Source organism: Pantoea sp. UBA4549, from assembly GCF_002387285.1.
In the GTDB taxonomy this organism is placed as follows: domain Bacteria; phylum Pseudomonadota; class Gammaproteobacteria; order Enterobacterales; family Enterobacteriaceae; genus Pantoea; species Pantoea borealis.
Genome location: NZ_DGLH01000004.1, coordinates 1 through 25,438, shown reverse-complemented (window position 1 = coordinate 25,438; position 25,438 = coordinate 1). Strand labels below are relative to the sequence as shown.

Sequence of the window (25,438 nt, the reverse complement as noted above, 5' to 3'; positions counted from 1 at the left end):
CACGGACGTCATTACGTCCCGTGCGCGTATCGATACGGGCGCCATTAATGGCGTCATCACGTTCCGTGCGCGCATCGATACGGGCGCCATGAATGGCGTCATTACGGATCCGAGCGTAGGGGACGCATTCATGCGTCCCTGGTGTTTGCGGTCATATCACCGGGTGAACCACGGGCGTCATTACGTCCCGCACGCGCATTAACACGGGCGCCATTAATGGCGTCATTACGTTCCGTGTGCGCATCAATACGGGCGCCATTAATGGCGCCCCTACGGATCCGAGCGTAGGGGACGCATTCATGCGTCCCTGGTGTTTGCGGTCATATCACCGGGTGAATCACGGGCGTCATTACGTCCCGCACGCGCATTAACACGGGCGCCATGAATGGCGTCATTACGTTCCGTGCGCGCATCAACACGGGCGCCATGAATGGCGTCATTACGTTCCGTGCGCGCATCAATACGGGCGCCATTAATAGCGTCATTACGTTCCGTGCGCGCATCAACACGGGCGCCATTAATGGCGCCCCTACAATAATTGTAGGGGACGCATTTATGCGTCCCTGGTGTACCGCGGTTTATCCTGGCTGATAGCGCAGCGTATTAAGGTTGCCCTGCAGCACTAAATCGCGCTTCAGCGTGGCAACCTGCCGGCAGATGTCGGCTGTTTCACGCTGGGTATGCAATTTACTTTGCCACTTTGCCGGCACCTGTTCCCACTGCTGATAGATCCCCTCCAGTGAACCAAACTGTGCCAGCAGCTCGCGCGCGCTTTTCGGCCCAATACCGGAGACGCCCGGTATCTTACTGCTGCTGATGCCGCATAAACCCCAGTAATCTGGCAGCTGTGCCGGTGTAACGCCAAATTCCTGCGCGATAAACGGCACATCAAGCCAGCGCTTCTGAAAATAGTCGCGAATGCGGATAGCGGGCGCCAGCAGCTGACAATACCCTTTATCGGTGGAAACGATAGTGGCCTGATGCCCGGCCTCCGCCATTTTTACCGCCAGCGTGGCGGCCAGATCGTCTGCTTCATCGCGCCCGGCGATCCAGCAGCTGACGCCTGCGGTGCGGAAAGCCTCCTGCAGCAGCGGCAGCTCCTGTTGCAAATCCTCTGGCATTGGCGGTCGTCCCGCTTTGTAGTCCGGCAGTAGCGCATGACGCCAGCCAGGCTGGCGTTCCGGACTGTCAAATACCGCCACCACGTGCGTGGGGCGCGTGTTACCAAGCAGCTGATGCAGTGCCGCAACACAGGCGTCACGGCAGGGAGAGCCCTGAACGGCATGCAGGCGCCGGATGAGATTCAGCGCATCAATGATTAACAGATGTAGTGCCATAGAAGCGATAAGCGGCAGCCCGCAGGCTGCCTTCCTGAAGGGTTATTTGATGATTTCGTAGCAGGGGATATAAGCGCTGCCCGGAAGTTTCATACGCTGCTGCGCCACAAAGCCCTGCAGCAGCTCATCCATCCGATGCATCAGATCGGCGTCACCGCGCAGCTGATAGGGGCCGCGTTCGCGGATCTCCCGGATACCGATTTCTTTAACGTTTCCGGCCACGATACCGGAGAAAGCGCGACGTAAATCAGCCGCCAGTTTTTCCGCCGGCTGATTCGGAAACAGGTTGAGGTTAGCCATGTTTTCGTGGGTCGGCAGGAAAGGCACCTGCAGATCCGGCGCAATACGGATAGACCAGTTAAAGCTATAAGCGTCTCCGGTTTCACGACGATGCTCTTTTACCTGCGGCATCGCTTTTTTCATCTGGCGCGCCACTTCGGCGGCATCATCAATGATGATCGTATAGTGTTTACGCGCCTGCTCACCCAGCGTATTGACGATGAAATCATCAAGCACGCGGAAATAGTCGGCGCTCTCCTTAGGCCCGGTAAGGATCAGCGGCAGTACCTGCTCGCTGTTCTGCGGATTCATCAGAATGCCAAGCAGGTAGAGAAACTCCTCGGCGGTGCCCACGCCGCCCGGGAAGATCACGATGCCATGGGCGATACGCACAAAGGCTTCAAGGCGTTTTTCAATATCGGGCATAATGATGAGTTCATTAACCAGCGGGTTAGGCGGTTCAGCGGCGATAATGGAGGGCTCAGTCAGGCCGATAAAGCGGCTGTCATGATAGCGCTGCTGCGCATGACCGACCGCCGCGCCTTTCATCGGCGCTTCCATTACGCCCGGGCCACAGCCGGTGCAGATGTTCAGCTCGCGCAGCCCCATCTGGGTGCCAACATTACGGCAATACTGATATTCCACCGCGTTGATGGAGTGTCCACCCCAGCAAACCACGGTATTAGGATATTCTCCTACGTGCAGCGCACGCGCGTTGCGCAGTATCGAGAAAACCTGATTGGTAATATGCGCCGAATCGTCAGCCTGACCGGCGAGACGTTCCGGCAAAGCAAGCTGACCGTTAACAAACAGAATATCGCGCAGCACGGCAAACAAGTTTGCCTGCAGTGAACGGATGATTCGCCCATCCACAAACGCCTCTTCCGGTGGATTGATCAGCTCCAGCTTAACGCCGCGCTCGCGGCGCAGGACGTTGATAGCGAAATTTTCAAAACGGGAGAGCAGCTCATGACTGCTGTCTGTCTGGCTGCCGGAGTTAAGCACTGCAAGGGAGCAGTTGCGAAAAAGCTGGTAGAGATCGCTGCTGGCTGTCTGCTTCAGCATGTCCACTTCCAGCTGGGAAAGCAGGTCCATCGAGCCAAGCGGGCTGATATGTGTAATCAAAAGAACTCCTTTACACGCCATAGCGTGACTAATGACGCTGCGCTTAATCTGCTGAGCGCAGTGACGAAAATCCCTGGTCGCATACGCTTTACGCTTAACGCCGCAGACAGAGTAACGCTCTCTGTCGCGATTGCTCAAGAGGAACCGCGCATCCCTGCTACGGCCTGCGAGGTGCCTCGCACTCTGTTACTGGCGTGCCAGACGCGAAAAGCCGGGCGTGAAGGGAACATTGCTGCGCCACGGGTTAATATCCAGACCGCCGCGGCGGGTATAACGCGCATAAACGGTTAACGCCTCTGGCCGGCAGAAACGCTGCACGTCATTAAAAATGCGCTCCACGCACTGCTCATGAAACTCATTGTGCTGGCGGAAAGAGATCAGATAACGCAGCAGCGCCTCGCGGTCGATACGCGGGCCTTTATAACGAATCATCACCGAGCCCCAGTCGGGCTGGTTGGTGATCAGGCAGTTAGATTTCAGCAGGTGGCTCACCAGCGTCTCGTCAACAATTTCATTGCCTGCGGCGTGCGCAAGATGTCCGGCATTGAAACCGTAATCGCTGATGCTGATATCCTGTTCATCGATAACACTGCCGCTGAACTGTCCGATGGGCTGGCTCTCCAGCTCGCTCAGGCGAAACAGCGCTACGCTGACGTTACCGCTGGCGCAGGCACGCAAATCGCGCTCCAGCGTCTGACGCACATCACCCCAGTCTGCAAAGCGGGTCTGATTAAAGCTGTTCAGATAGAGTTTAAAGCTTTTCGACTCAATCAGATTTACGCTGTCAGCATCCAGCACCACTTCGCCGACCGCGACCTGCGGCACACCTTTGCTGTTTAGCCATGAAAGCTCATACAGTGTCCAGATATCTGCGCCGTGAAACGGCAGGTTATCCGGAAAAAGATCGAGAGGTTCCCGGTTCAGACTGCGCGGCACAGATTGCAGCAGCGTGTTATCGTACTCATCAACATAGGCGACAGATTTGCCCAGGGTCAGGCCGCTTAATGCCTGGTTTGGGTGTTCAGAAGACATAATGGTTACCACAACTTGGATCAAAGTGGCTAAGTGTAACCGATCACCAGCGAGAAAATGAATGATGCAGCCCACCGCCGGCGCACTGCGTGCGTTTACCACCCGTTATATCGATCTCTGGCAGCAGCAGCAGGGACACTATCCTGCCAGCAGTGAGCTTATGGGGATCCCTTCGCCCTGTATCATCAGCACCGTTGATGACCGCGTCCTCTGGCAGCCGCAGCCTTTTTCACCGTCGTCGGGCCTGGATGCAGTAGAGCGGGCGCTGGATATTCAGCTCCAGCCTGATATTACTGCGTTTTATACCACCCAGTTTGCCGGCGATATGCATGCCCGCCTGCAGCAGCGCCGGTTAACGCTGCTGCAGGTATGGAGCGAAGAGGACTTTCTCCGGCTGCAGGAGAATCTGATTGGCCACCTGATTATGAAGCGACGTCTGAAACAGAGTCCGACGCTATTTATTGCCACCACCGATTCAGAGCAGGAGATGGTGGCGGTGTGCAATCTTACCGGTGAAGTTATTCTGGAAGAGCCGGGGCGTAATAAACGTGAAATTCTTTCACCCTGTATCAGTACATTTCTTGATGATATACAACCTGTTATCGAACCAGCTGCCTGACATCTGAAGTGTGCTGTAAGAGATCTCTTACAAAGTCTGTGCGAGATTGACATTTTATGCATAAACCTTTCAGAAATGCGAAATGTAAAAATATTGTGAATCATAGAGTTATGGTATCAATCTGAAAATTGAGACAATACTTGATCGATTAATGGCTCATGCTTACTTGTTATTGTGGCGATTTTTGAGAGAATACCCCCCGTTAGCAGGATGCTATGGACAGAGTGACGTTCAGGAGAATGTCAGCCAGGAAGGCAGGAACGTAACGGAGTTTGCGTCACAGGGAAGGCTTCAGGATGAAGCAGGACACTCAGGAGTGAGTAAGGGACACCTCCAGGATGGAGAATGTGAGCCGTGCGGAGCAGGGCGAGCCAGGATGCTAAGGATGCTGTCATGAAGACAGGCAATGGAAAGCGCAGGAAGAGTTGTCACGGATGAGCAGGGAGCACTGCGGTGGCGGGAATGCTGCACAACGAACCGGGAGCACTGTTAATAACAGTGCTCCCTTTTTTTATGCGCTTTTTACGCCATCGGTGACGAGTGATATGCTTGCCGCCCATTATTTCACGGAGGCAACCTATGTCGACGCACACTATTACTCAGCGACTGCAGCAGGTCGAAGCAGTCATGCGCGAACACGATTACTGGCAACATAGCGCCCCTGACGCGGCTGCGTTTAACAGCGACCAGCCTTTCTGCCTTGATACCATGGCTCCGCTGGAGTGGCTGCAGTGGGTATTGATCCCGCGTATGTCAGCCTTGATCGCCTCCGGCGCACCAATGCCGGCGGGCTTCGTCGTCGCGCCCTATTATGAAGTGGCTCTCACTCCCGTTACCCCCGGCTATGCCGATTTGCTGACCACGCTGCGTGAGCTTGATGCGCTGTTTGCGGAGCCAGCGCGCTGATGCTGGAGATTATCTATCAGGATGAGTGGCTGGTAGCGGTGAACAAGCCGGCAGGCTGGCTGGTTCACCGCAGCTGGCTCGATCGCAAAGAGAAAGTGGTGGTGATGCAAACGGTGCGCGATCAGATTGGTCAGCACGTATTCACCGCACACCGGCTCGATCGCCCGACCTCCGGCGTACTGCTTATGGGGCTGTCGAGCGAGGCGGGTCGTTTACTGGCACAGCAGTTTGAACAGCATCAGATACAAAAAACCTATCACGCCGTACTGCGTGGCTGGCTGGATGGCACGGCGACGCTGGATTATCCGCTGCTGGAAGAGCTGGATAAGATCGCGGATAAATTTTCTGCTGAACCGCGCGCACCACAGCCCGCGGTCACGCATTATCAGGCGCTGGCGCAGACAGAAATGCCGGTGGCAATCGGTAAATACAGCAGTGCCCGTTACACTCTGGTGGAGATGTCGCCGCGCACCGGGCGCAAGCATCAGCTGCGCCGTCATATGGCGCATCTGCGCCACCCGATTATTGGCGACAGCGCCCATGGCGATCTGCGACAAAATCGTGGCGCGGCCGCGCATTTTGGGCTTGATCGTTTAATGCTGCACGCCAGCGCCCTGTCGCTGACGCATCCTTTTACCGGAGAGCCGCTGGTGATCCGTGCCGGGCTGGATCCGATATGGCAGCAGATGCTGCAGCAGTTCGGCTGGCAGGATCGGTTACCGGAGGTTCCCAGGGTTGAGTTTGACGCTGAGGCAGTTCAGGATAAGCCAACAGCGTAAAGGAGCAGCAAGATGGCAAAGATTGGCATTTTCACAGGCACGGTTTACGGCAATGCACTGCTGGTCGCCGAAGAGGCGCAGCCGGTGCTGCAGGCGCAGGGGCATGAGGTAGCGGTATTCGAGGACCCGACGCTGGCGGAGTGGCAGGCGTACAGCAGCGAGGTCGTCCTGATTGTAACCTCAACAACGGGGCAGGGCGATCTGCCGGATAATATTGCCCGTCTCCATGCACAAATCCATGATGATCTCGGCTACCAGCCAGCGCTGCGCTACGGTGTGATTGCGCTGGGTGACAGCAGCTATCAGCACTTCTGCGGCGCAGGAAAAACCTTTGATGCCACGCTCCAGGCGCAGCAGGCGCAGCGTATCGGTGACGTGCTGATGGTAGATGCCATTGAGCATCCGGAGCCTGAAAGCGTGACGACGCCGTGGGTGGAGAGCTGGGGTAAGCTGCTGTAGTGAGCAGGGCCGCCCTGTATGGCGGCCCGGTATTCACGGCTGTAGCGCTATTACGTCACCGGTGCCGGATTAAACACTGCCAGCTGGTTGCGGATCCCCCAGCGATCGGACCAGGTCTGCTGACGACCGCTGGCGATCTCCAGAATCAGCTCAAACAGACGCCAGCCCACCTGCTCAATGCTCTCTTCACCGGTGGCAATAGTGCCGGCGTTGATATCCATTAAATCGTGCCAGCGCCGGGCCAGCGCGCTGCGCGTCGCCATCTTGATCACCGGGATCGCCGCAAGACCATAAGGCGTGCCGCGTCCGGTCGTAAACACCTGCAGCGTAATGCCGGAAGCCATCTGTTGCGTACCGCAGACGAAGTCGCTGGCAGGTGTGGCCGCGTAAATCAGCCCGCGCTGCGTAGGGCGCTGTCCTGGCGACAGGACTTCAGCAATCGGGCTGCGGCCCGATTTTGCAATCGATCCCAGCGCTTTTTCCACCACGTTTGCCAGTCCGCCTTTTTTGTTGCCCGGTGAAGGATTGGCGCTGCGATCGGTCTGTCCCTGATGCAGATAGTCGTCATACCACGCCATCTCTTCCAGCAGGCGTTTGCCCACCGCTTCATTGACCACGCGCGGCGTCAGCAGATGGATTGCGTCGCGTACTTCAGTTACTTCAGAAAACATAACCGTGGCGCCGCAGCGTACCAGCAGATCGGAGGCGAATCCCACCGCCGGGTTGGCCGTTACGCCGGAAAACGCGTCGCTGCCGCCGCACTGGGTGCCCACCACCAGCTCAGACGCCGGGCAGGGCTCTCGCCGGCGCAGGTTAAGCTTTTTCAGATGCCGTTCGGCAACCTGCAGAATTTCATCCACCATGGCGCCAAAGCCGACGTGACGCTCATCCTGCAGGCGCACGATATCGTTATCATCCAGCGAGATCGCCTGTACATCAGGCGTACCGGTCAGCAGCCGCTCCGGCTGGAGCTTTTCGCAGCCGAGACTGACAATCATCACTTCGCCGCCGAAATTGGGATTCAGCGCAAGGTTATGAATGGTACGGATCGGCACGACGGCAGCCGGCGCGTTAATCGCTACGCCGCAGCCATACAGATGATTCAGCGCAACCACGCCATCAACGTTGGGGTAACGCGGCAGCAGATCGCGTTCAATAAGCTGCACAACATAATCCACGACGCCCGCCACACAGTGGACGCTGGTGGTAATGCCAAGCAGATTGCGGGTTCCCACACTGCCGTCTGCATTACGATAGCCATCAAAGGTATAGCCTTCCAGCGGCGGCAGCACGGGCGGGACGTTAGTTGCCAGCGGCAGGCTGCTGAGCGGCGGTGCCTCGGGCAGCGCCACCAGCGACTCATCTATCCAGCTGCCGCGCATGATGGGGCGCAGCGCCGTGCCGATCACTTCGCCATAGCGCAGAATCGGTGCATGCTGCGCAATATCGTCCAGCGCAACTTTATGCCCCTGGGGCACATGTTCCGTCAGCTGCAGCCCGTCTGCAAAACGTGTACCCGCGGGCAGGCCCTGGTCGTTGACGACAATCGCAACGTTATCCGCTTCATGGACTTTTATATAGAGTGGTTTTTCTGTAACGGGTCGGTTCATTGCTCACCTTCCGGGTAGTCGCACTGTACATTGCAGGGCGATAAATAGAGGTTCTGGTCACGTCATCAAAGTCAGCCAGCTCCAGTATAAGCAGCACACGCCCGCCAGCGCATTGTGCAACTGTCCGGCTTTTAGCCCGTTTCTTTGCCCGCTTTGGTGGTTTTAACCAAAAGCAAGTGAAGGTGCTCACAAAGCGCTCTCCGGATGACTGTTTTTTGTACATTTATGGCGCTGTCATCCGCATTTCGTGAGCCATCACGCAGCAGGATGTGCATATGCCACAAAATCTTTTTTGTTTCAGCTGAATTGTCGGGCTTTCTTCCAGTGTTTCAGCGGCGGGCTGTTTTTATACTGATTTCCGTTCTCAAAGGTTTGGTTACCTGTCACGACGCATCAACGTTCGCCATAACAACAATCGCCGTGTTTAACCCGACATCATTCTGATACCCAACGCGATGTGTATGCAGTCAGAGTGAATGTAGCGTTCGCTATATTTCAGGAGTGCATCATGAATAGTTACAGCCAGACGGCAGAGGCGGTGCAGAAACGTACCAATGCCCGCTACTGGATCGTGGTGATGTTATTTATTGTCACCTCATTCAACTACGGCGACCGCGCCACCATTTCCATTGCCGGTTCGGCAATGTCCAAAGATATCGGGCTCGACTCTGTCGGACTGGGCTATATCTTTTCCGCCTTCTCCTGGGCCTATGTGATCGGCCAGATCCCGGGCGGATGGCTGCTGGATCGCTTCGGATCCAAGCGCGTCTACTTCTGGAGTATTTTCCTCTGGTCGCTGTTTACCCTTCTGCAGGGCTTTGTCGATCTGTTCAGCGGCTTTGGCATTGTGATTTCGCTGTTCCTGCTGCGCTTTATGGTGGGTCTGGCTGAAGCACCTTCATTCCCCGGCAATAGCCGCATTGTTGCGGCCTGGTTCCCGGCGCAGGAGCGCGGAACCGCTGTCGCCATTTTTAACTCGGCACAATACTTCGCCACGGTGATCTTCGCGCCCATCATGGGCTGGCTGGTTTCTGAAGTCGGCTGGGCGCATGTGTTCTGGTTTATGGGCGGCCTCGGCATCATCCTGAGCTTTATCTGGCTGAAAGTGATGCACGATCCCAACAACCACCCCGGCGTGAACAAGGCGGAGCTGGAGTACATGGAGCAGGGCGGCGCGCTGATCAATATGGATGCGAAAAAAGCCGATCGCAAAGTCAGCCGCGGTGAGAAGTGGGATCAGATCAAACAGCTGCTCTCTACCCGCATGATGTGGGGCATCTATCTTGGCCAGTATTGTGTCAACGCGCTGACCTACTTCTTTATTACCTGGTTCCCGGTTTATCTGGTGCAGGCGCGCGGTATGTCGATTCTGAAAGCGGGCTTTATTGCCTCCGTTCCGGCAATTTGCGGCTTCCTCGGCGGCGTGCTGGGCGGGGTTATTTCCGACTACCTGATGCGTAAAACCGGCTCACTCAATATTGCCCGCAAAACGCCAATCGTTATCGGCATGCTGCTCTCTATCAGCATGGTGATGTGTAACTACACCGAAACGGAATGGGTGGTGGTGCTGTTCATGGCGCTGGCATTCTTCGGAAAAGGCATTGGTGCGCTGGGCTGGGCGGTGATGGCTGATACCGCACCGAAAGAGATCAGTGGCCTGAGCGGTGGTCTGTTCAATATGTTCGGCAACTTCTCCGGTATCGTCACGCCTATCGCGATTGGTTACATCATCGCCACCAGCGGATCGTTTGAGGGGGCGCTGGTGTATGTCGGGATCCACGCTTTTGTCGCCGCCTTTAGCTTCCTGTTTATCACCGGTGACATTAAACGCGTTGAGCTGAAACCGTATAAGGAGCCGAAATGAGTACGCAAAGTACGCCTGTCATCACCGACATGCAGGTGATCCCGGTTGCCGGGTACGACAGTATGCTGCTTAACATTGGCGGCGCACATAACGCCTGCTTTACGCGCAATATAGTGGTGCTGACCGACAGCGCCGGTCATACCGGACTGGGCGAGGCACCGGGCGGCGACACAATCTATCAGACGCTGCTGGCGGCAGTACCCCAGGTTAAGGGCCAGCAGATTGCGCGTATGAACCGGCTGGTGCAGCAGGTGCATAAGGGCAATCAGTCTGCAGATTTTGACACCTTTGGCAACGGGGCCTGGACTTTTGAACTGCGTGTGAACGCGGTGGCAGCGCTGGAAGCGGCGCTGCTGGATCTGCTGGGGCAGCATCTGGGCGTGCCGGTGGCAGAACTGCTCGGGCCGGGTCAGCAGCGTGATGAGGTGACCGTGCTCGGCTATCTGTTTTATATCGGCGATCGCCATAAAACCGATCTGCCTTATCGCAGCGGTGAGGCCGGCAGCCACGACTGGTATCGTCTGCGGCATGAAGAGGCGCTGACGCCGGAGGCGGTGGTGCGTCTGGCAGAGGCAGCGCAGGATAAATATGGCTTCAAAGATTTCAAACTCAAAGGTGGCGTGCTGCCGGGTGAAGAGGAGATCGCCTCGGCGGTGGCGCTGAAGCAGCGCTTCCCGGAGGCGCGCATTACCGTCGATCCCAATGGCGCCTGGCATCTGGACGAGGCGATCGGCCTCTGCAAAGGCCTGCAGGATGTGCTGAGCTATGCAGAAGATCCCTGCGGCGCGGAACAGGGCTACTCCGGACGCGAAGTGATGGCGGAGTTTCGCCGCGCTACCGGACTGCCGGTTGCCACCAACATGATCGCCACAAACTGGCGCGAAATGAACCACGCCGTGATGCTCAACGCGGTCGATATCCCGCTGGCCGATCCCCACTTCTGGACGCTGAGCGGCGCAGTGCGCGTGGCGCAGCTCTGCGATGAATGGGGTCTCACCTGGGGCTGCCACTCCAACAACCATTTCGATATCTCGCTGGCGATGTTCACCCACGTGGGTGCCGCCGCTCCGGGCAAGCCAACCGCGATTGACACGCACTGGATCTGGCAGGAGGGCGATCAGCGCCTGACGCGTGAGCCGCTGCAGATCCGCAACGGCAAAATTGCCGTGCCGGATAAACCGGGGCTGGGCATTGAGCTGGATCGGGATCGTCTGCAGCAGGCGCATGAACTGTATAAATCACTGCCGGCGGGCGCGCGCAACGACGCCACCGCAATGCAGTATCTGGTTCCCGGCTGGTCATTTGATCGCAAGCGTCCGGCGTTTGGGCGCCGTCATACATAAGGAGCAGAAAATGAGTCAGACCCCTAAAATCGTCGCGATGCAGGTTATTCCGGTTGCCGGACGTGACAGCATGCTGCTCAACCTGAGCGGGGCGCACGCGCCATTTTTTACCCGCAATATTGTCATTATCAAAGATAACGCCGGCCATACCGGTGTGGGCGAGATACCGGGCGGCGAAAAGATCCGTCAGACGCTGGAGGATGCAGCCGCGCTGGTGACCGGAAAAACCGTCGGCGAATATAAAAATATCCTCAATCTGGTACGCAGCACCTTTGCCGACCGCGACGCGGGCGGGCGCGGCAGCCAGACATTTGACCTGCGCACCACTATCCATGTGGTAACCGGTATCGAAGCGGCGCTGCTCGATTTGCTCGGACAGCACCTTGGCGTAAACGTCGCATCACTGCTGGGCGATGGACAGCAGCGCGACCGCGTTGAGATGCTCGGCTACCTCTTCTATATCGGCGATCGTCGCAAAACCTCGCTCGCCTACCAGAGCCAGGAGGATGACCCGTGCGACTGGTATCGTCTGCGTCATGAAGAGGCGCTGACGCCCGATGCAGTGGTGCGGCTGGCTGAAGCCGCGTATGAGAAATATGGCTTTAACGATTTCAAACTCAAAGGCGGCGTGCTGCGCGGCGGCGAAGAGGCGGAGGCGGTTACCGCGCTCGCCAGACGCTTCCCGGAGGCGCGCATTACGCTCGATCCCAACGGAGCCTGGTCACTGAATGAGGCAATTCTGCTGGGTAAACAGCTGAAAGGTGTGCTCGCCTATGCTGAAGATCCCTGTGGCGCAGAGCAGGGGTATTCCGGCCGTGAAGTGATGGCAGAGTTCCGCCGCGCCACCGGTCTGCCGACTGCGACCAACATGATCGCTACTGACTGGCGGCAGATGGGCCACACGCTGTCGCTGCAGTCGGTGGATATCCCGCTGGCCGATCCGCACTTCTGGACCATGCAGGGTTCAGTGCGCGTGGCGCAGATGTGTCACGACTTTGGCCTCACCTGGGGTTCGCATTCCAATAACCATTTTGATATCTCGCTGGCGATGTTTACCCACGTTGCCGCCGCCGCACCGGGTGCGATTACCGCTATCGACACTCACTGGATCTGGCAGGAGGGCAACCAGCGTCTGACCAAAGAGCCATTCGTCATTAAAGGCGGCATGGTGCAGGTACCGCAAAAGCCGGGGCTTGGCGTAGAGCTGGATATGGACCAGGTGATGCAGGCAAACGCGCTGTATCAGAAACATGGACTGGGTGCGCGTGATGACGCTCAGGCGATGCAGTTCCTGGTACCGGACTGGACTTTTGATAATAAGCGTCCCTGCCTGGTGCGCTAACGCTTCAGGCTCTCTGTAAGGGAGCCTGCCGTCAAATACAGGAGTAAACAGAATGAGTAATGCGTGGCCAAATACCTTTCGCCGCCGTCTGCTGGCAGGAGAGACCCTGATTGGCAGCTGGTGCGCCCTTGCCAGTCCGCTGACCACTGAAGTGCTGGGACTGGCAGGTTTTGACTGGCTGGTGCTGGATGGCGAACATGCGCCCAACGATATCACCACCTTTGTACCACAGCTGATGGCGCTAAAAGGCAGCAGCAGCGCGGCGGTCGTGCGTCCGCCGTGCAATGAGCCGGTGATCATTAAACGCCTGCTGGATATCGGCTTCTATAACTTTCTCATCCCGTTTGTGGAGACGGAAGAGGAGGCGCGCCGCGCCGTTGCCTCCACCCGTTATCCGCCAGCGGGCATCCGCGGCGTGTCGGTTTCGCACCGCAGCAACATGTACGGCACGCTGCCGGATTACAACGCCACGATTAACGACAACATCACGCTGATGGTGCAGATCGAAACGCAGCAGGCGGTGGATAACATCGATGCGATCGCGGCCGTTGACGGCGTGGACGGCATTTTTGTCGGTCCGGGCGATCTCTCAGCCGCGCTGGGCTATCTGGGCCAGCCAGCGCATCCTGAAGTGCTGAAAGTCATTCAATACCTGTTTGAACGCGCTAAAGCAGCAGGCAAGCCATGTGGCATCCTGGCGCCGGTAGAGGCGGATGCACGGCGCTATCTGGAATGGGGGGCCACCTTTGTTGCCGTCGGCAGCGATCTCGGGGTTTTTCGCAACGCCACGCAGGCGCTGTGCAACAAATTTAAACTGTAACGCAGAAAGGGGAAGGCAATGAAAATTGGATTTATCGGCCTCGGTATTATGGGCAAACCGATGAGTAAAAACCTGGTCAAAGCGGGTTACACGCTGGTAGTACGCGATCACAATGCCGGTAATGAGGCGGAGCTGGCAGCACTGGGCGCTACGGTGGCAAAAACACCCAAAGAGGTCGCAGAGCAGGTGGATGTGGTGATCACCATGGTGCCGAATTCGCCGCAGGTGCAGGAAGTCTGCCTGGGTGCAGGCGGCATTATTGAAGGGGCAAAGCCCGGTCTGATTGTCATTGATATGAGTTCTATCGCCCCGCTGGCCAGCCGCGAGATCCATGATGCGCTGGCGGAAAAAGGGGTCCGTATGCTGGATGCACCGGTCAGCGGCGGTGAGCCAAAAGCGATCGAGGGCACACTGTCTGTCATGGTGGGTGGCGATAAAGCGATCTTCGACCAATGCTTTGAGATTATGAAAGCGATGGCGGGCTCGGTGGTGCATACCGGTGATATCGGCGCCGGCAATGTAACCAAGCTGGCAAATCAGGTGATTGTGGCGCTGAATATCGCAGCCATGTCTGAAGCGCTTTCGCTGGCAACCAAAGCGGGTGTGAATCCGGAACTGGTTTATCAGGCGATCCGCGGCGGACTGGCAGGCAGCACCGTGCTTGATGCCAAAGCGCCCATGGTGCTGGATCGCAACTTCAAACCGGGTTTCCGTATTGACCTGCATATTAAAGATTTAGCGAACGCACTGGATACCTCTCACGGCATTGGCGCACATCTGCCGCTGACGGCCGCGGTGATGGAGATGATGCAGGCGCTGAAAACCAGCGGACAGGGCTCCGCCGACCACAGTGCGCTGGCCTGCTATTATGAGACGTTAGCGCAGGTTGAGATAGCCCGGTGAAGCCGCTCTCCGGCGTCTGCGGAGGCCGGAGAACAGGCTGCATAAGCAAAGCAGCATACCGTTACGTTACCCATCGCGCCTGGATTGCCTATGAAAATTGTCATCGCACCCGATTCATACAAAGAGAGTCTGTCTGCCCTGGATGTGGCTGCCGCGATTGAAGCAGGTTTCCGCGAGGTTTTCCCGGCCGCCGAGTATGTCAAAATTCCGGTTGCCGACGGCGGTGAAGGCACCGTTGAGGCAATGGTTGCCGCCACCAGTGGTACGCTGGTCCGGCTGACCGTGACCGGCCCGCTGGGCGATCCCGTTGCAGCGTTTTATGGCCTGTCAGGGGATGAGCGCACCGCGTTTATTGAGATGGCGGCCGCCAGCGGGCTGGAACTTGTGCCGGTGGCGCAGCGCAATGCGCTGATTACCACCTCATGGGGGACCGGTGAGCTGATTAAAAACGCACTCGATCGCGGCGTAGAGCACATCATTATTGGCATAGGCGGCAGCGCCACCAACGATGGCGGTGCCGGAATGATACAGGCGCTGGGCGTCCGTCTGCTGGATAACAGCGGCAGCGATCTGGCACCGGGCGGTGCTGCGCTGGCACAGCTGGCGCAGATTGATATCACCGGAGTGGATGCACGGATTAGAGCGTGCCGCTTTGAAGTCGCCTGCGATGTCACCAATCCGCTGACCGGAGAAAAAGGCGCATCGGCGGTGTTCGGTCCGCAGAAAGGCGCAAATCCGGCGCAGATAGCAGAGCTGGATCGGGCGCTGGCACACTACGCTTCACTTATTCAGCGCGATCTTGATATTGACGTGCTGCATATTGCAGGCGGTGGCGCGGCGGGCGGTATGGGCGCCGCGCTGCACGCCTTCTGCCAGGCTGAGCTGCGCAGCGGCATCGAAATCGTGACGGAAGCGCTCGGGCTGGCGGAGCAGGTCAAAGATGCCGACCTGGTGATCACGGGGGAAGGGCGCATCGACAGTCAGTCTGTGAATGGCAAGGTACCGGTCGGCGTGGCGCGGGTTGCAAAACAGTTCAATAAGCCGGTGATTGGCATTGCCGGTAGCCTGACGCCTGACGTGGGCGTTGTGCATGCGCACGGTCTTGATGCGGTCTACAGCGTACTGTTCAGCATCTGTTCTCTGGAGGAGGCGCTGGCCAGCGCGGAACGGAATGTGCGCATGACGGCGCGTAATGTCGCGGCGGCAATCAGGATAGGCAAAGCGCTGTAAGCCGGATCGCGATGGCTGGCACCCCGGCGACTGAGAGTCAGGATGAAGGTCACCGCAGAGGTGCCGGGACGATCATCCTGATGCATCCTTTTAGTTCAGCGCCAGCTGCTTACGCGCCTCGCGCGCTACGTTTGCCATCTCATCACTCAGCTCCAGCAGTTCCGGCTCCAGTGCAGCAATATCGCTTGTCTGATGCAGGCTGCTCTCCAGCTGCTGGCAGAGCTGCTTCAGGCGGGGAACACCGCTGTAACTGGCGCTGCCGTGCAGCTTATGAATAATTTCGCGCAGTCCGTTTACATCACTTTCAGCTATACAGTGCGTCACGCGCTCCTCCACCTCGGGCAGAAAATCGAGCAGCATCTGTAGCAGATCGCGCGCCAGCGCCGGTTTGCCGGCCGCCTGACGCAGCGCCAGTGACCAGTCGAGTGAAACAGCCACCGCCGGTGCGGGCAGCTGAGCGGCCAGCGCAACCGGCAGATAGCGCTGCAGCAGCCGGGCCAGCCGGGTTTCATCAATCGGTTTCGCCAGATAATCGTTCATGCCGGCGGCAATCAGCTGCTCGCGCTCGCCATCCAGCGCATGCGCCGTAACCGCAACGATGGGCGTGCTGGCGTGCAGCGGCAGCCGCCGGATAATCTCGCTGGCCTGAATACCGTCCATGTCGGGCATCTGAATATCCATCAGGATCACATCCAGCCGCTGCTGCTGCGCAGCGCGGATTGCCTGCTCTGCGTTGTCACACAAAATGATATTTTCAACCTGCTCCTCCAGCAGTGCGCCAATCAGCCTGAGGTTAGCCGGGTTGTCATCCACCGCCATCACCGTCAGCGGCTGACGCGGCATCGGGGCGGCCAGGCGATGCTGACGGCTGTCAATGTCCAGCAGCAGCGGGATAAAACGCGTCAGCGAAACCGGTTTGGTAATACAGCCAGCAATGCCCCTGGCGCGCAGCTCGTCGGCAAACAGCATCATCTCGCTCGGCAGCGCCAGCAGTACGGCATCCGCCCGGGCGCACAGCTGCTGGATCTCCGCATCCGTCAGCGTTGCCGGATGCGGTTTAGCGACCGGCATTCCCAGCAGCAGAAGGGGATAGTGGCGTTCCGGCAGCGCAGCCAGACTGGTGTAATACTCTACTTTCAGCGGAGTGATACTCAGCATCTCCTGCACAACCCGCGCCACCGCCGGATGGGCTTCCACGTAGGCCAGCGTTGTGGCATGCAGGTCATCCAGCACGCGCGGGATGGCAGGGGCATTCGGGTTGAGGTTGAGCCGGACGCGCACCCGGAAAACCGACCCCTGGCCAGGCTGACTGTGAAAAGCGATCTCACCGCCCATCTCCTGAACCAGTTTCTGGGTGATCACCAGCCCAAGTCCGGTGCCGCCATGCCGGCGGGTAATGCTGGCATCCGCCTGACGAAATGCCTGAAACAGCTGCGGCTGCTGAATATCCGGAATGCCGATGCCGGTGTCATGCACCTGAATCTCCAGTTCCGCCTGCGTGGCGCTGAGATGCTGCAGCTCAACGCGCAGATCGATATGCCCCTGCTCGGTAAATTTGATAGCGTTACCTATCAGGTTGATCAGGATTTGCTGCAGCCGCAGCGGATCGCCGATGACATTGTCAGGCACGCTGTTTTGCAGGCAGACGGTGATCTCCAGCCCTTTCTCATGCGCGGACGGCGCCAGCAGCACCAGCATCTCATCCAGCGTGGCGCGCAGCGGAAACGGTATGGATTCCAGTACCAGCTTACCCGACTCCAGACGCGAGAAATCGAGCACATCGTTGATAATGCTCAGCAGATTGTTGGCGGAGCGCTCAATCGTGCTCATATAGTCGCGCTGGCTGGTGCTCAGCCCGGTTTTCAGCATCTGACGGCTGAAGCCGATCACGCCGTTGAGCGGCGTACGCAGCTCGTGGGACATATTCGCCAGAAACTCTGATTTAATGCGGGCCGCTTCCTGAGCACGTTTCTTTGCCAGATCCAGTTCGACGTTCTGAATCTCCAGCTGCTCCAGCGTTTCGCGCAGATCCCAGGTGGCCTGGTCGATATTCTGCTGCATCTCTTCGTGGTAGGCGGTGAGCGACATCGCCATCGCATTGATGCCGTTTTTAAGCATGCTGAGTTCTCCCAGCATGTAGCCCTCCACCCGGCTGTCGAGCTGGCCGCGCCGGATGCGATCGACGGTGGTAACCATGTTGCGTATCGGGCCGGTCACATCACGCATCAGACGATAAGCGAACAGCATGGCGAGGCAGAGGCAGAACAGCAGCAGCAGCGTCGCGACAAAGACCTCTTTATACTGCGCCAGCCGGACCGACTGCAGATCCAGTTCAATGGCGACGTAGCCCAGGGGATTACCGCCGGGTTTGGTCTGTTCATCCGGCTGCTCATCAGCAGAATAGCGTTCAGATATGATGGGCGTGCGCAGCACCAGCAGGTTACCCTGGCGTTCATGCGTGACGCCCTCACGCAGATGCGTCATATCCTCTTTTTGCAGCAGCGCCAGGTTCTGCTTACTGTTCGAGGTGGCGTAAACGCGATTCTGGTTGTCGAAAACCGTAATGGCACGGACAATATCGGAATGACGCCGGTGCAGCAGGCTGACCAGCTCGTGGATCGCATCGCGATCGTGCCAGCTCATCCCATACTCACTGGATACCGCCAGGGGTTCGATAATATTGGCGCCGGCATCGTAGACCTGGCGTTGCAGTTCGTTATAGCGGTGGACGACAAAAAAGGTGCTGAGCAGCAGGCCAATCAGCAGCGTTGGCGCCAGTATTAAAATCATCATCCGCGCCCGCAGGCTGTATTTGGTCATTACGATGCCCTGGCGATTGCCGTTTCCCTGTGCACGCGTCGTGGCGGGCGGCACAACCTGATTAAAAGAGAATACGATTACTATGGCGCAATTTTACGCCGCAAAACAGCGGCCGACGACAAAGCAGCGGATCGCCGTCACTGTTGATGAACTCGATCCGTTCGGACAGGGCGTCGCACGCTATCAGGGAAAAACCCTGTTTGTCAGCGGCGCGCTGCCGGGCGAACAGGCAGAAGTCACGCTGCTGGAAGATAAACGGCAGTTTGCCCGGGGTAAAGCGATAAAGATCGCGCAGCCCAGTCCGCAGCGGGAAATACCGCGTTGCCGCCATTTTGGCGTCTGCGGTGGCTGCCAGCAGCAGCATGCTGCTGTTGCACTGCAGGAGAGCAGCAAGGCGCATGCGCTGAGTCGCCTGCTGAGCCGCGACGCCGCCTCCCCGGTGGCGGTTGAGGAGATTATCCGCGGTGAAAGCTGGGGATATCGGCGTCGCGCCCGGCTTGGGCTGCAGTGGCAGCCGAAGCAGCAGCGGCTGGTGATGGGATTTCGCCAGGCGGCCAGTCATGCGCTGGTGGCGTTGCAGCAGTGCCCTGTTTTGGTGCCCGAACTTGAAGCACTGCTTCAGCCGCTGCACCACTGCCTGAGTGCCCTGCAGGGGGTAAGGCGGCTCGGGCATGTGGAGCTGGTGCTGGCAGACAACGGCCCGCTGATGGTGCTGCGCCATCTCGACGCGCTTTCTGCCCGCGATCGCGCAGACCTGGAACGCTTTTCGCATCAGCACTCGCTTATGCTTTATCTGGCTGACGGCAGCGGCGAGCTGCAGGCGATCAACAGCACTATGCCTTACTACCGCTCGCAGGATTTAACGCTAACCTTTAGTCCACAGGATTTTATTCAGGTTAACGATCGCGTTAATCAGCAGATGGTGGCAACAGCGCTGGCGTGGCTCGATTTGCAACCCGACGACAGCCTGCTGGATCTTTTCTGCGGCATGGGAAATTTCACCCTGCCGGCAGGAAAATTTGTACAAAATGTTGTGGGTGTGGAGGGGGTAGCAGCATTAGTTAAGCAGGCAGAGTATAATGCCGCGCTTAACAATCTAAGCAATGTGCGCTTTTTCCAGCATAATCTGGAAGAAGAGGTTTCGCGTCAGCCGTGGGCGGCGCAGGGATTTAATAAGGTGTTACTGGATCCGGCGCGAGCCGGGGCGGCGGGCGTGATGTCGCATATTGTTAAACTTGCGCCGGAACGCGTGGTCTATGTTTCCTGTAACCCGGTGACGCTTGCGCGCGACAGTCAGGTGCTTCTGACTGCGGGCTACCATCTGGAAAGGGTCGCGATGCTGGATATGTTCCCACATACCAGTCATCTCGAATCCATGGTGTTGTTTAGCAAAACATAAGCGACAGTTATGTCGCTGTGGCAGGAGAGGATATGGTTGCGGTCAGAAGTGCGCATTTAAATACGGCAGGGGAGTTTGCCCTCGATCAGTGGATTGCCAGCCTGACTATTGGTAATCCTCAATCCTGTGAGCGACTGGCAGAGACCTGGCGCTACTGTGAAGCCGAAACGCGCGAGCACCCCGATCAGACTCTGTTGCTGTGGCGCGGTATTGAGATGGTGGAAATTCTCACCATGCTCAGTATGGATTGCGATAGCCTGTGCGCGGCGCTGCTGTTTCCGCTGGCCAACGCAGATGTGGTCAGCGAAGAGAAGCTGGAGCAGGCGTTTGGCAAAGGGATTGTCTCCCTGGTACACGGCGTACGCGATATGGATGCCATTCGCCAGCTGAAAGCGATTCATAATGATTCTATGGCGTCAGCCCAGGTGGATAATGTCCGCCGTATGCTGCTTGCGATGGTGGAGGATTTCCGCTGTGTGGTCATTAAGCTGGCCGAGCGGATTGCGCACCTGCGCGAAATGAAAGATGCGCCAGAAGATGAGCGCGTGCTGGCGGCAAAAGAGAGCACCAACATCTATGCACCGCTGGCTAACCGGCTCGGTATTGGCCAGCTGAAGTGGGAGCTGGAGGATTACTGTTTCCGCTATCTGCACCCGGATGAATATAAGCGCATCGCTAAGCTGCTGCATGAGCGGCGTATCGATCGCGAACAATATATCGATAACTTCGTGACCAACCTGCGCCAGGAGATGCAGAAAGAGGGCGTACGGGCAGAGGTTTACGGGCGGCCGAAACATATCTACAGCATCTGGCGCAAGATGCAGAAGAAGTCACTGGCGTTTGATGAGCTGTTCGACGTGCGCGCGGTGCGTATCGTGGCAGAGCGCCTGCAGGACTGCTATGGCGCACTCGGTACGGTGCATACCCTTTACCGGCATCTGCCCAGCGAATTTGACGATTATGTCGCAAACCCTAAACCCAACGGCTACCAGTCCATTCATACCGTGGTGCTGGGACCACAGGGCAAAACCGTTGAGATCCAGATCCGCACCCGTCAAATGCATGAAGATGCCGAGCTTGGCGTAGCGGCACACTGGAAATATAAAGAGGGACCGGGCGTCAGCAACTCGCGCGGGGCGGCCGGACACGAAGAGCGTATCGCCTGGCTGCGCAAGCTGATTACCTGGCAGGAAGAGATGGCGGACTCCGGCGAGATGCTGGAAGAAGTGCGCAGTCAGGTGTTCGACGATCGCGTTTATGTCTTTACGCCGAAAGGCGACGTGGTGGATCTGCCCGCCGGCTCCACGCCGCTCGATTTTGCCTATCATATCCACAGCGATATCGGGCACCGCTGTATTGGTGCGAAGATCAGTGGACGCATCGTGCCCTTTACCTATCAGCTGCAGATGGGCGATCAGATTGAGGTCATCACCCAGAAGCAGCCTAATCCCAGCCGCGACTGGCTCAACCCGAACCTGGGCTATATCACCACCAGTCGCGGGCGCTCCAAAGTACACGCCTGGTTCCGCAAACAGGATCGCGATAAAAATATCGTGGCGGGCCGCCAGATCCTCGATAATGAGCTGAGCCAGCTTGATATCAGCATGCGTGAAGCGGAAAAGATCCTGCTGCCGCGTTACAACGTTGGCTCGCAGGATGAGCTGCTGGCAATGATTGGCGGCGGCGATATTCGTCTTAACCAGATGATTAACTTCCTGCAGGCAAAGCTCAATAAGCCGAGCGCCGAAGAGGAAGATCGTGAAGCGCTGCGCCAGCTGACGCAGAAGTCGCATCACGCCTCCAGCGTACGTAAAGAGAGTGGTCGCGTGGTGGTCGAGGGAGTCGGGAACCTGATGCATCACATTGCCCGCTGCTGTCAGCCTATTCCCGGCGACGATATCACCGGCTTTATTACTCAGGGACGCGGCATCTCAATTCACCGTGCCGACTGCGATCAGCTCAGTGAACTGATCTCTCATGCGCCGGAGCGTATCGTTGATGCCGTATGGGGTGAAAGCTACTCCAGCGGCTATTCGCTGGTGGTGCGCGTGACGGCCAACGACCGCAGCGGTCTGCTGCGCGATATCACGACCATACTGGCGAATGAAAAGGTCAATGTACTGGGCGTCTCCAGCCGCAGCGATACCAAAAAACAGCTGGCGACCATTGATATGGATATTGAGATTTATAACCAGCAGGTGCTGGGTCGCGTGCTGGCGCGGCTTAACCAGGTGCCGGATATTATCGACGCCCGTCGTCTGAATTAACGCGCAGCCGGCACTGGCCCGCTGCCCTTCAGGGTCGCCCTTAACGGCGGCCCTTTTTATACTGTTTTTTAGAGGATTCTCCATGACAGCCCTGAACCGTCTGCTTACCCTGATGCAAACCCTGCGCGATCCGGTGCGCGGTTGCCCGTGGGATCGCCAGCAGACATTTGCCACTATTGCGCCTTATACGCTGGAAGAGACGTATGAAGTGCTTGATGCTATCCAGCGGAGAGATTTTACCGATCTGCGCGATGAGCTGGGCGACCTGCTGTTTCAGATTGTGTTCTATGCCCGTATGGCAGAAGAAGAAGGGCGTTTTAACTTCGACGATATCTGCAACGCAATCGGCGACAAGCTCGAGCGCCGTCATCCGCATATCTTTGGCAGCGCTGAGGCTGAGAGCGCCGAAGAGGTACTGCAGAACTGGGAAGCGATTAAACAGGATGAACGCGCGGCGAAAGCGCAGCACTCGGCGCTGGATGATATTCCGCGCGCGCTGCCGGCGCTGATGCGGGCGCATAAAATCCAGAAGCGCTGCAGCAGTGTAGGCTTTGACTGGGACAGCCTCGGACCGGTGCTGGATAAGGTGCATGAGGAGATTGATGAAGTCATGCATGAAGCGCAGCAAGCCACTGTCGACAGCGACAAGCTGGAGGAGGAGATTGGCGATCTGCTGTTTGCGACGGTAAATCTGTCACGCCATCTCGGCAGTAAAGCGGAAATCGCGCTGCAGAAAGCCAATGACAAATTTGAGCGTCGCTTCCGCCACGTAGAGCAGATTATTACGGCGCAGGGATTGAGTATGCCGGCAGCAACGCTGGAGCAGATGGAAGCGGCATGGCAGCAGGTAAAACTGAGTGAGAACAATCACTAGCTTGTGCAGCGTTATACTGCTGGTTATTCCAGCAGTGCGCATAATTCATCCGCTTGCGCTTACTCGATTCAGCCATCCGGCAACTTTGTGACATGCGTCAACATTTTCTGGCTGACTATCCGTTATGTTAGCCGCTGCACGGCGCGGGAGGATGGTGTGATTCATCAATTGTGGCTGGGGACGACTTCGGGTATACTGCTTTCCCGTCCTGGTTATTCCATCGTCTTTAAACCTAAACTCTCAGGTTCAGCATGACAACGAATTATATTTTTGTGACCGGCGGGGTCGTTTCCTCTCTGGGCAAAGGCATTGCCGCAGCCTCCCTCGCAGCTATCCTCGAAGCACGTGGTCTGAATGTGACCATCATGAAACTCGATCCGTATATTAACGTTGATCCGGGTACCATGAGCCCGACGCAGCATGGTGAAGTATTTGTCACCGATGACGGGGCCGAAACCGATCTGGATTTAGGTCACTACGAGCGTTTCATTCGCACCAAAATGTCGCGTCGTAACAACTTTACTACCGGTCGTATCTACTCAGAAGTGCTGCGCAAAGAGCGTCGCGGTGACTATCTGGGTGCCACGATCCAGGTTATTCCACACATCACCAACGCTATCAAAGAGCGCATCATCGAAGGTGGCGAAGGTCATGATGTCGTGCTGGTTGAGATTGGTGGCACCGTAGGCGATATCGAATCCCTGCCGTTCCTGGAAGCGATTCGCCAGATGGCGGTAGACGTTGGCCGTGAACACACCATGTACATGCACCTGACGCTGGTGCCGTATATGGCCGCAGCGGGTGAGGTAAAAACCAAGCCTACTCAGCACTCAGTTAAAGAGCTGCTGTCGATTGGTATTCAGCCTGATGTACTGATCTGCCGTTCCGATCGCGCGGTACCTGCCAACGAGCGGGCAAAAATTGCGCTGTTCTGTAACGTGCCGGAAAAAGCCGTTATCTCGCTGAAAGATGTCGACTCCATTTATAAAATCCCGGGCCTGCTGAAGTCGCAGGGTCTGGATGACTATATCTGTAAACGCTTTAATCTGAACGCACCGGAAGCTAACCTCGCCGAGTGGGAGCAGGTTATCTATGAAGAAGCGAATCCGGGCGGAGAAGTGACCATCGGTATGGTCGGCAAGTATGTTGAGCTGCCGGACGCCTATAAGTCAGTGATTGAAGCGCTCAAGCATGGCGGCCTGAAAAACCGCGTCACCGTGAACATCAAACTGATCGATTCACAGGATGTGGAGACGCGCGGCGTTGAGATCCTGAAAGATCTCGATGCGATTCTCATTCCCGGCGGTTTCGGCTATCGCGGCGTGGAAGGCAAGCTGATGACGGCACAGTACGCGCGTGAAAATAACATTCCGTATCTCGGCATCTGCCTCGGTATGCAGATTGCGCTGATGGAGTTCGCACGTAATGTGGCCGGGATGGAAGGCGCCAACTCCACCGAATTTGTGCCAGACTGTAAATATCCGGTGGTCGCGCTGATCACGGAATGGCGTGATGAACATGGCAACGTTGAGCAGCGTACTGAGCAGAGCGATCTGGGCGGTACTATGCGTCTGGGTAGCCAGCAGTGTCAGCTGACGCCGGAAAGCAAAGTGCGCCAGCTCTACGGTTCTGATGTGATTACCGAGCGTCACCGTCACCGTTATGAAGTCAACAATCTGCTGCTGAAGCAGATTGAAGCAGCGGGGCTGCATATTGCGGGCCGTTCCGGCGATGATCAGCTGGTTGAGATTATTGAAATTCCGAACCATCCGTGGTTTGTGGCCTGCCAGTTCCATCCGGAGTTCACGTCAACACCACGTGATGGTCATCCGCTGTTTGCCGGCTTTGTGAAAGCCGCGCAGGAGCACCAGAAGCGTTTAGCGAAGTAAGAGTTTACGAACAACGCGCGAACTTTTCGCGCGTTGTTTGTCTTAGGATTGACTAACTTGTACTGAGGAAAATCGAATGTCCAAAATCGTTAAAGTCATTGGTCGCGAAATCATCGACTCCCGTGGCAACCCGACTGTAGAAGCAGAAGTGCATCTGGAAGGCGGTTTCGTTGGTCTGGCGGCAGCTCCATCAGGCGCTTCTACCGGTTCACGTGAAGCACTGGAGCTGCGCGACGGTGATAAGTCTCGCTTCCTGGGCAAAGGCGTAACCAAAGCGGTTGCAGCGGTTAACGGCCCAATCGCTGACGCGGTAAAAGGCAAAGATGCCAAAGACCAGGCGAACATCGATAAGATCATGATCGAGCTGGACGGTACTGATAACAAATCCAACTTCGGTGCAAACGCCATCCTGGCTGTTTCTCTGGCCGCAGCGAAAGCTGCTGCAGCATCAAAAGGCCTGCCGCTTTACGCACACATTGCTGAGCTGAACGGCACCCCAGGCAAATACTCTATGCCGCTGCCAATGATGAACATCATCAAC

General features: G+C 57.2%; 20 protein-coding genes and 1 pseudogene. 16 read left to right on the top strand and 5 right to left on the bottom strand.

The window, feature by feature from the left end:
• Positions 1 to 202: hypothetical protein (locus B3041_RS01105; RefSeq protein WP_292968605.1), on the top strand; the 202-nt coding region annotated here is incomplete at its 5' end.
• Positions 203 to 578: 376 nt separating this feature from the next.
• On the opposite strand, the gene xni is transcribed toward B3041_RS01105, so the two are convergent.
• The 3 genes from xni to queF all read right to left on the bottom strand — a co-directional run bounded on the left by xni (position 579) and on the right by queF (position 3,773).
• The gene (gene xni, locus B3041_RS01100) at positions 579 to 1,337 is read right to left on the bottom strand and encodes a flap endonuclease Xni (protein WP_065648300.1); all 759 of its coding nucleotides are present in this window, start codon (positions 1,335 to 1,337) and stop codon (positions 579 to 581) included.
• A 42-nt stretch (positions 1,338 to 1,379) separates the two neighbouring features.
• On the bottom strand, positions 1,380 to 2,741 hold the full coding sequence (ppnN, locus tag B3041_RS01095) for a nucleotide 5'-monophosphate nucleosidase PpnN (RefSeq protein ID WP_039379917.1): 1,362 nt from the start codon (positions 2,739 to 2,741) through the stop codon (positions 1,380 to 1,382).
• Positions 2,742 to 2,927: 186 nt separating this feature from the next.
• The gene (gene queF, locus B3041_RS01090; RefSeq protein WP_292968603.1) at positions 2,928 to 3,773 is read right to left on the bottom strand and encodes an NADPH-dependent 7-cyano-7-deazaguanine reductase QueF; all 846 of its coding nucleotides are present in this window, start codon (positions 3,771 to 3,773) and stop codon (positions 2,928 to 2,930) included.
• A 61-nt stretch (positions 3,774 to 3,834) separates the two neighbouring features.
• Between queF and syd the strand changes: the two genes are divergently transcribed.
• From syd to B3041_RS01070, 4 genes are all read left to right on the top strand, one after another.
• Positions 3,835 to 4,392 carry a SecY-interacting protein gene (gene syd, locus B3041_RS01085; RefSeq protein ID WP_292968602.1) on the top strand — a complete coding sequence of 186 codons (558 nt, stop codon included), beginning with the start codon at positions 3,835 to 3,837 and terminating at the stop codon, positions 4,390 to 4,392.
• A gap of 579 nt (positions 4,393 to 4,971) precedes the next feature.
• Positions 4,972 to 5,298, top strand: a complete 327-nt coding sequence (locus B3041_RS01080; protein WP_292968600.1) for a YqcC family protein — start codon at positions 4,972 to 4,974, stop codon at positions 5,296 to 5,298.
• The gene (gene truC, locus B3041_RS01075; RefSeq protein WP_065648304.1) at positions 5,298 to 6,077 is read left to right on the top strand and encodes a tRNA pseudouridine(65) synthase TruC; all 780 of its coding nucleotides are present in this window, start codon (positions 5,298 to 5,300) and stop codon (positions 6,075 to 6,077) included. The genes B3041_RS01080 and truC overlap by 1 nt, the downstream gene beginning before the upstream one ends.
• A 12-nt stretch (positions 6,078 to 6,089) precedes the next feature.
• On the top strand, positions 6,090 to 6,536 hold the full coding sequence (locus B3041_RS01070; protein ID WP_065648305.1) for a flavodoxin: 447 nt from the start codon (positions 6,090 to 6,092) through the stop codon (positions 6,534 to 6,536).
• 50 nt (positions 6,537 to 6,586) lie between these two features.
• On the opposite strand, the gene garD is transcribed toward B3041_RS01070, so the two are convergent.
• On the bottom strand, positions 6,587 to 8,146 hold the full coding sequence (gene garD / locus B3041_RS01065) for a galactarate dehydratase (RefSeq protein WP_065648306.1): 1,560 nt from the start codon (positions 8,144 to 8,146) through the stop codon (positions 6,587 to 6,589).
• 508 nt (positions 8,147 to 8,654) lie between these two features.
• Between garD and B3041_RS01060 the strand changes: the two genes are divergently transcribed.
• The 6 genes from B3041_RS01060 (at position 8,655) to B3041_RS01035 (ending at position 15,648) form a co-directional block, all read left to right on the top strand.
• Complete coding sequence (locus B3041_RS01060) at positions 8,655 to 10,010, top strand: MFS transporter (RefSeq protein ID WP_065648307.1); 1,356 nt, start codon at positions 8,655 to 8,657, stop codon at positions 10,008 to 10,010.
• Positions 10,007 to 11,353 (top strand): enolase C-terminal domain-like protein, encoded by a 1,347-nt coding sequence (locus tag B3041_RS01055; protein WP_065648308.1) that lies wholly within the window; start codon positions 10,007 to 10,009, stop codon positions 11,351 to 11,353. The genes B3041_RS01060 and B3041_RS01055 overlap by 4 nt, the downstream gene beginning before the upstream one ends.
• Positions 11,354 to 11,363: 10 nt before the next feature.
• Positions 11,364 to 12,695 carry a glucarate dehydratase gene (gudD, locus tag B3041_RS01050; RefSeq protein ID WP_065648309.1) on the top strand — a complete coding sequence of 444 codons (1,332 nt, stop codon included), beginning with the start codon at positions 11,364 to 11,366 and terminating at the stop codon, positions 12,693 to 12,695.
• Between the two features lie 52 nt (positions 12,696 to 12,747).
• Positions 12,748 to 13,515 carry a 2-dehydro-3-deoxyglucarate aldolase gene (gene garL / locus B3041_RS01045; protein ID WP_039379896.1) on the top strand — a complete coding sequence of 256 codons (768 nt, stop codon included), beginning with the start codon at positions 12,748 to 12,750 and terminating at the stop codon, positions 13,513 to 13,515.
• Positions 13,516 to 13,533: 18 nt separating this feature from the next.
• Positions 13,534 to 14,418, top strand: a complete 885-nt coding sequence (gene garR, locus B3041_RS01040; RefSeq protein ID WP_065648310.1) for a 2-hydroxy-3-oxopropionate reductase — start codon at positions 13,534 to 13,536, stop codon at positions 14,416 to 14,418.
• 90 nt (positions 14,419 to 14,508) lie between these two features.
• Positions 14,509 to 15,648, top strand: a complete 1,140-nt coding sequence (locus B3041_RS01035; RefSeq protein WP_065648311.1) for a glycerate kinase — start codon at positions 14,509 to 14,511, stop codon at positions 15,646 to 15,648.
• A gap of 90 nt (positions 15,649 to 15,738) precedes the next feature.
• Here B3041_RS01035 and barA read toward each other — a convergent pair whose 3' ends face one another.
• A complete protein-coding gene (gene barA / locus B3041_RS01030) occupies positions 15,739 to 18,468 on the bottom strand; it encodes a two-component sensor histidine kinase BarA (protein ID WP_292968590.1) in 2,730 nt (909 codons plus the stop codon).
• A gap of 82 nt (positions 18,469 to 18,550) precedes the next feature.
• Between barA and rlmD the strand changes: the two genes are divergently transcribed.
• The 5 genes and pseudogenes from rlmD to eno all read left to right on the top strand — a co-directional run.
• Entirely contained in the window at positions 18,551 to 19,867 is a 1,317-nt protein-coding gene (rlmD, locus tag B3041_RS01025) for a 23S rRNA (uracil(1939)-C(5))-methyltransferase RlmD (protein WP_065648313.1), read from the top strand.
• Positions 19,868 to 19,899: 32 nt separating this feature from the next.
• Positions 19,900 to 22,134 (top strand): GTP diphosphokinase, encoded by a 2,235-nt coding sequence (relA, locus tag B3041_RS01020; protein WP_065648314.1) that lies wholly within the window; start codon positions 19,900 to 19,902, stop codon positions 22,132 to 22,134.
• A gap of 82 nt (positions 22,135 to 22,216) precedes the next feature.
• Positions 22,217 to 23,008, top strand: coding sequence for a nucleoside triphosphate pyrophosphohydrolase (mazG, locus tag B3041_RS01015; RefSeq protein WP_084798750.1), 792 nt, complete (start codon positions 22,217 to 22,219; stop codon positions 23,006 to 23,008).
• Between the two features lie 251 nt (positions 23,009 to 23,259).
• Positions 23,260 to 24,897, top strand: a complete 1,638-nt coding sequence (gene pyrG, locus B3041_RS01010; RefSeq protein WP_065648316.1) for a glutamine hydrolyzing CTP synthase — start codon at positions 23,260 to 23,262, stop codon at positions 24,895 to 24,897.
• Positions 24,898 to 24,973: 76 nt separating this feature from the next.
• Positions 24,974 to 25,438: pseudogene (eno, locus tag B3041_RS01005) on the top strand (phosphopyruvate hydratase); the annotation flags it as partial.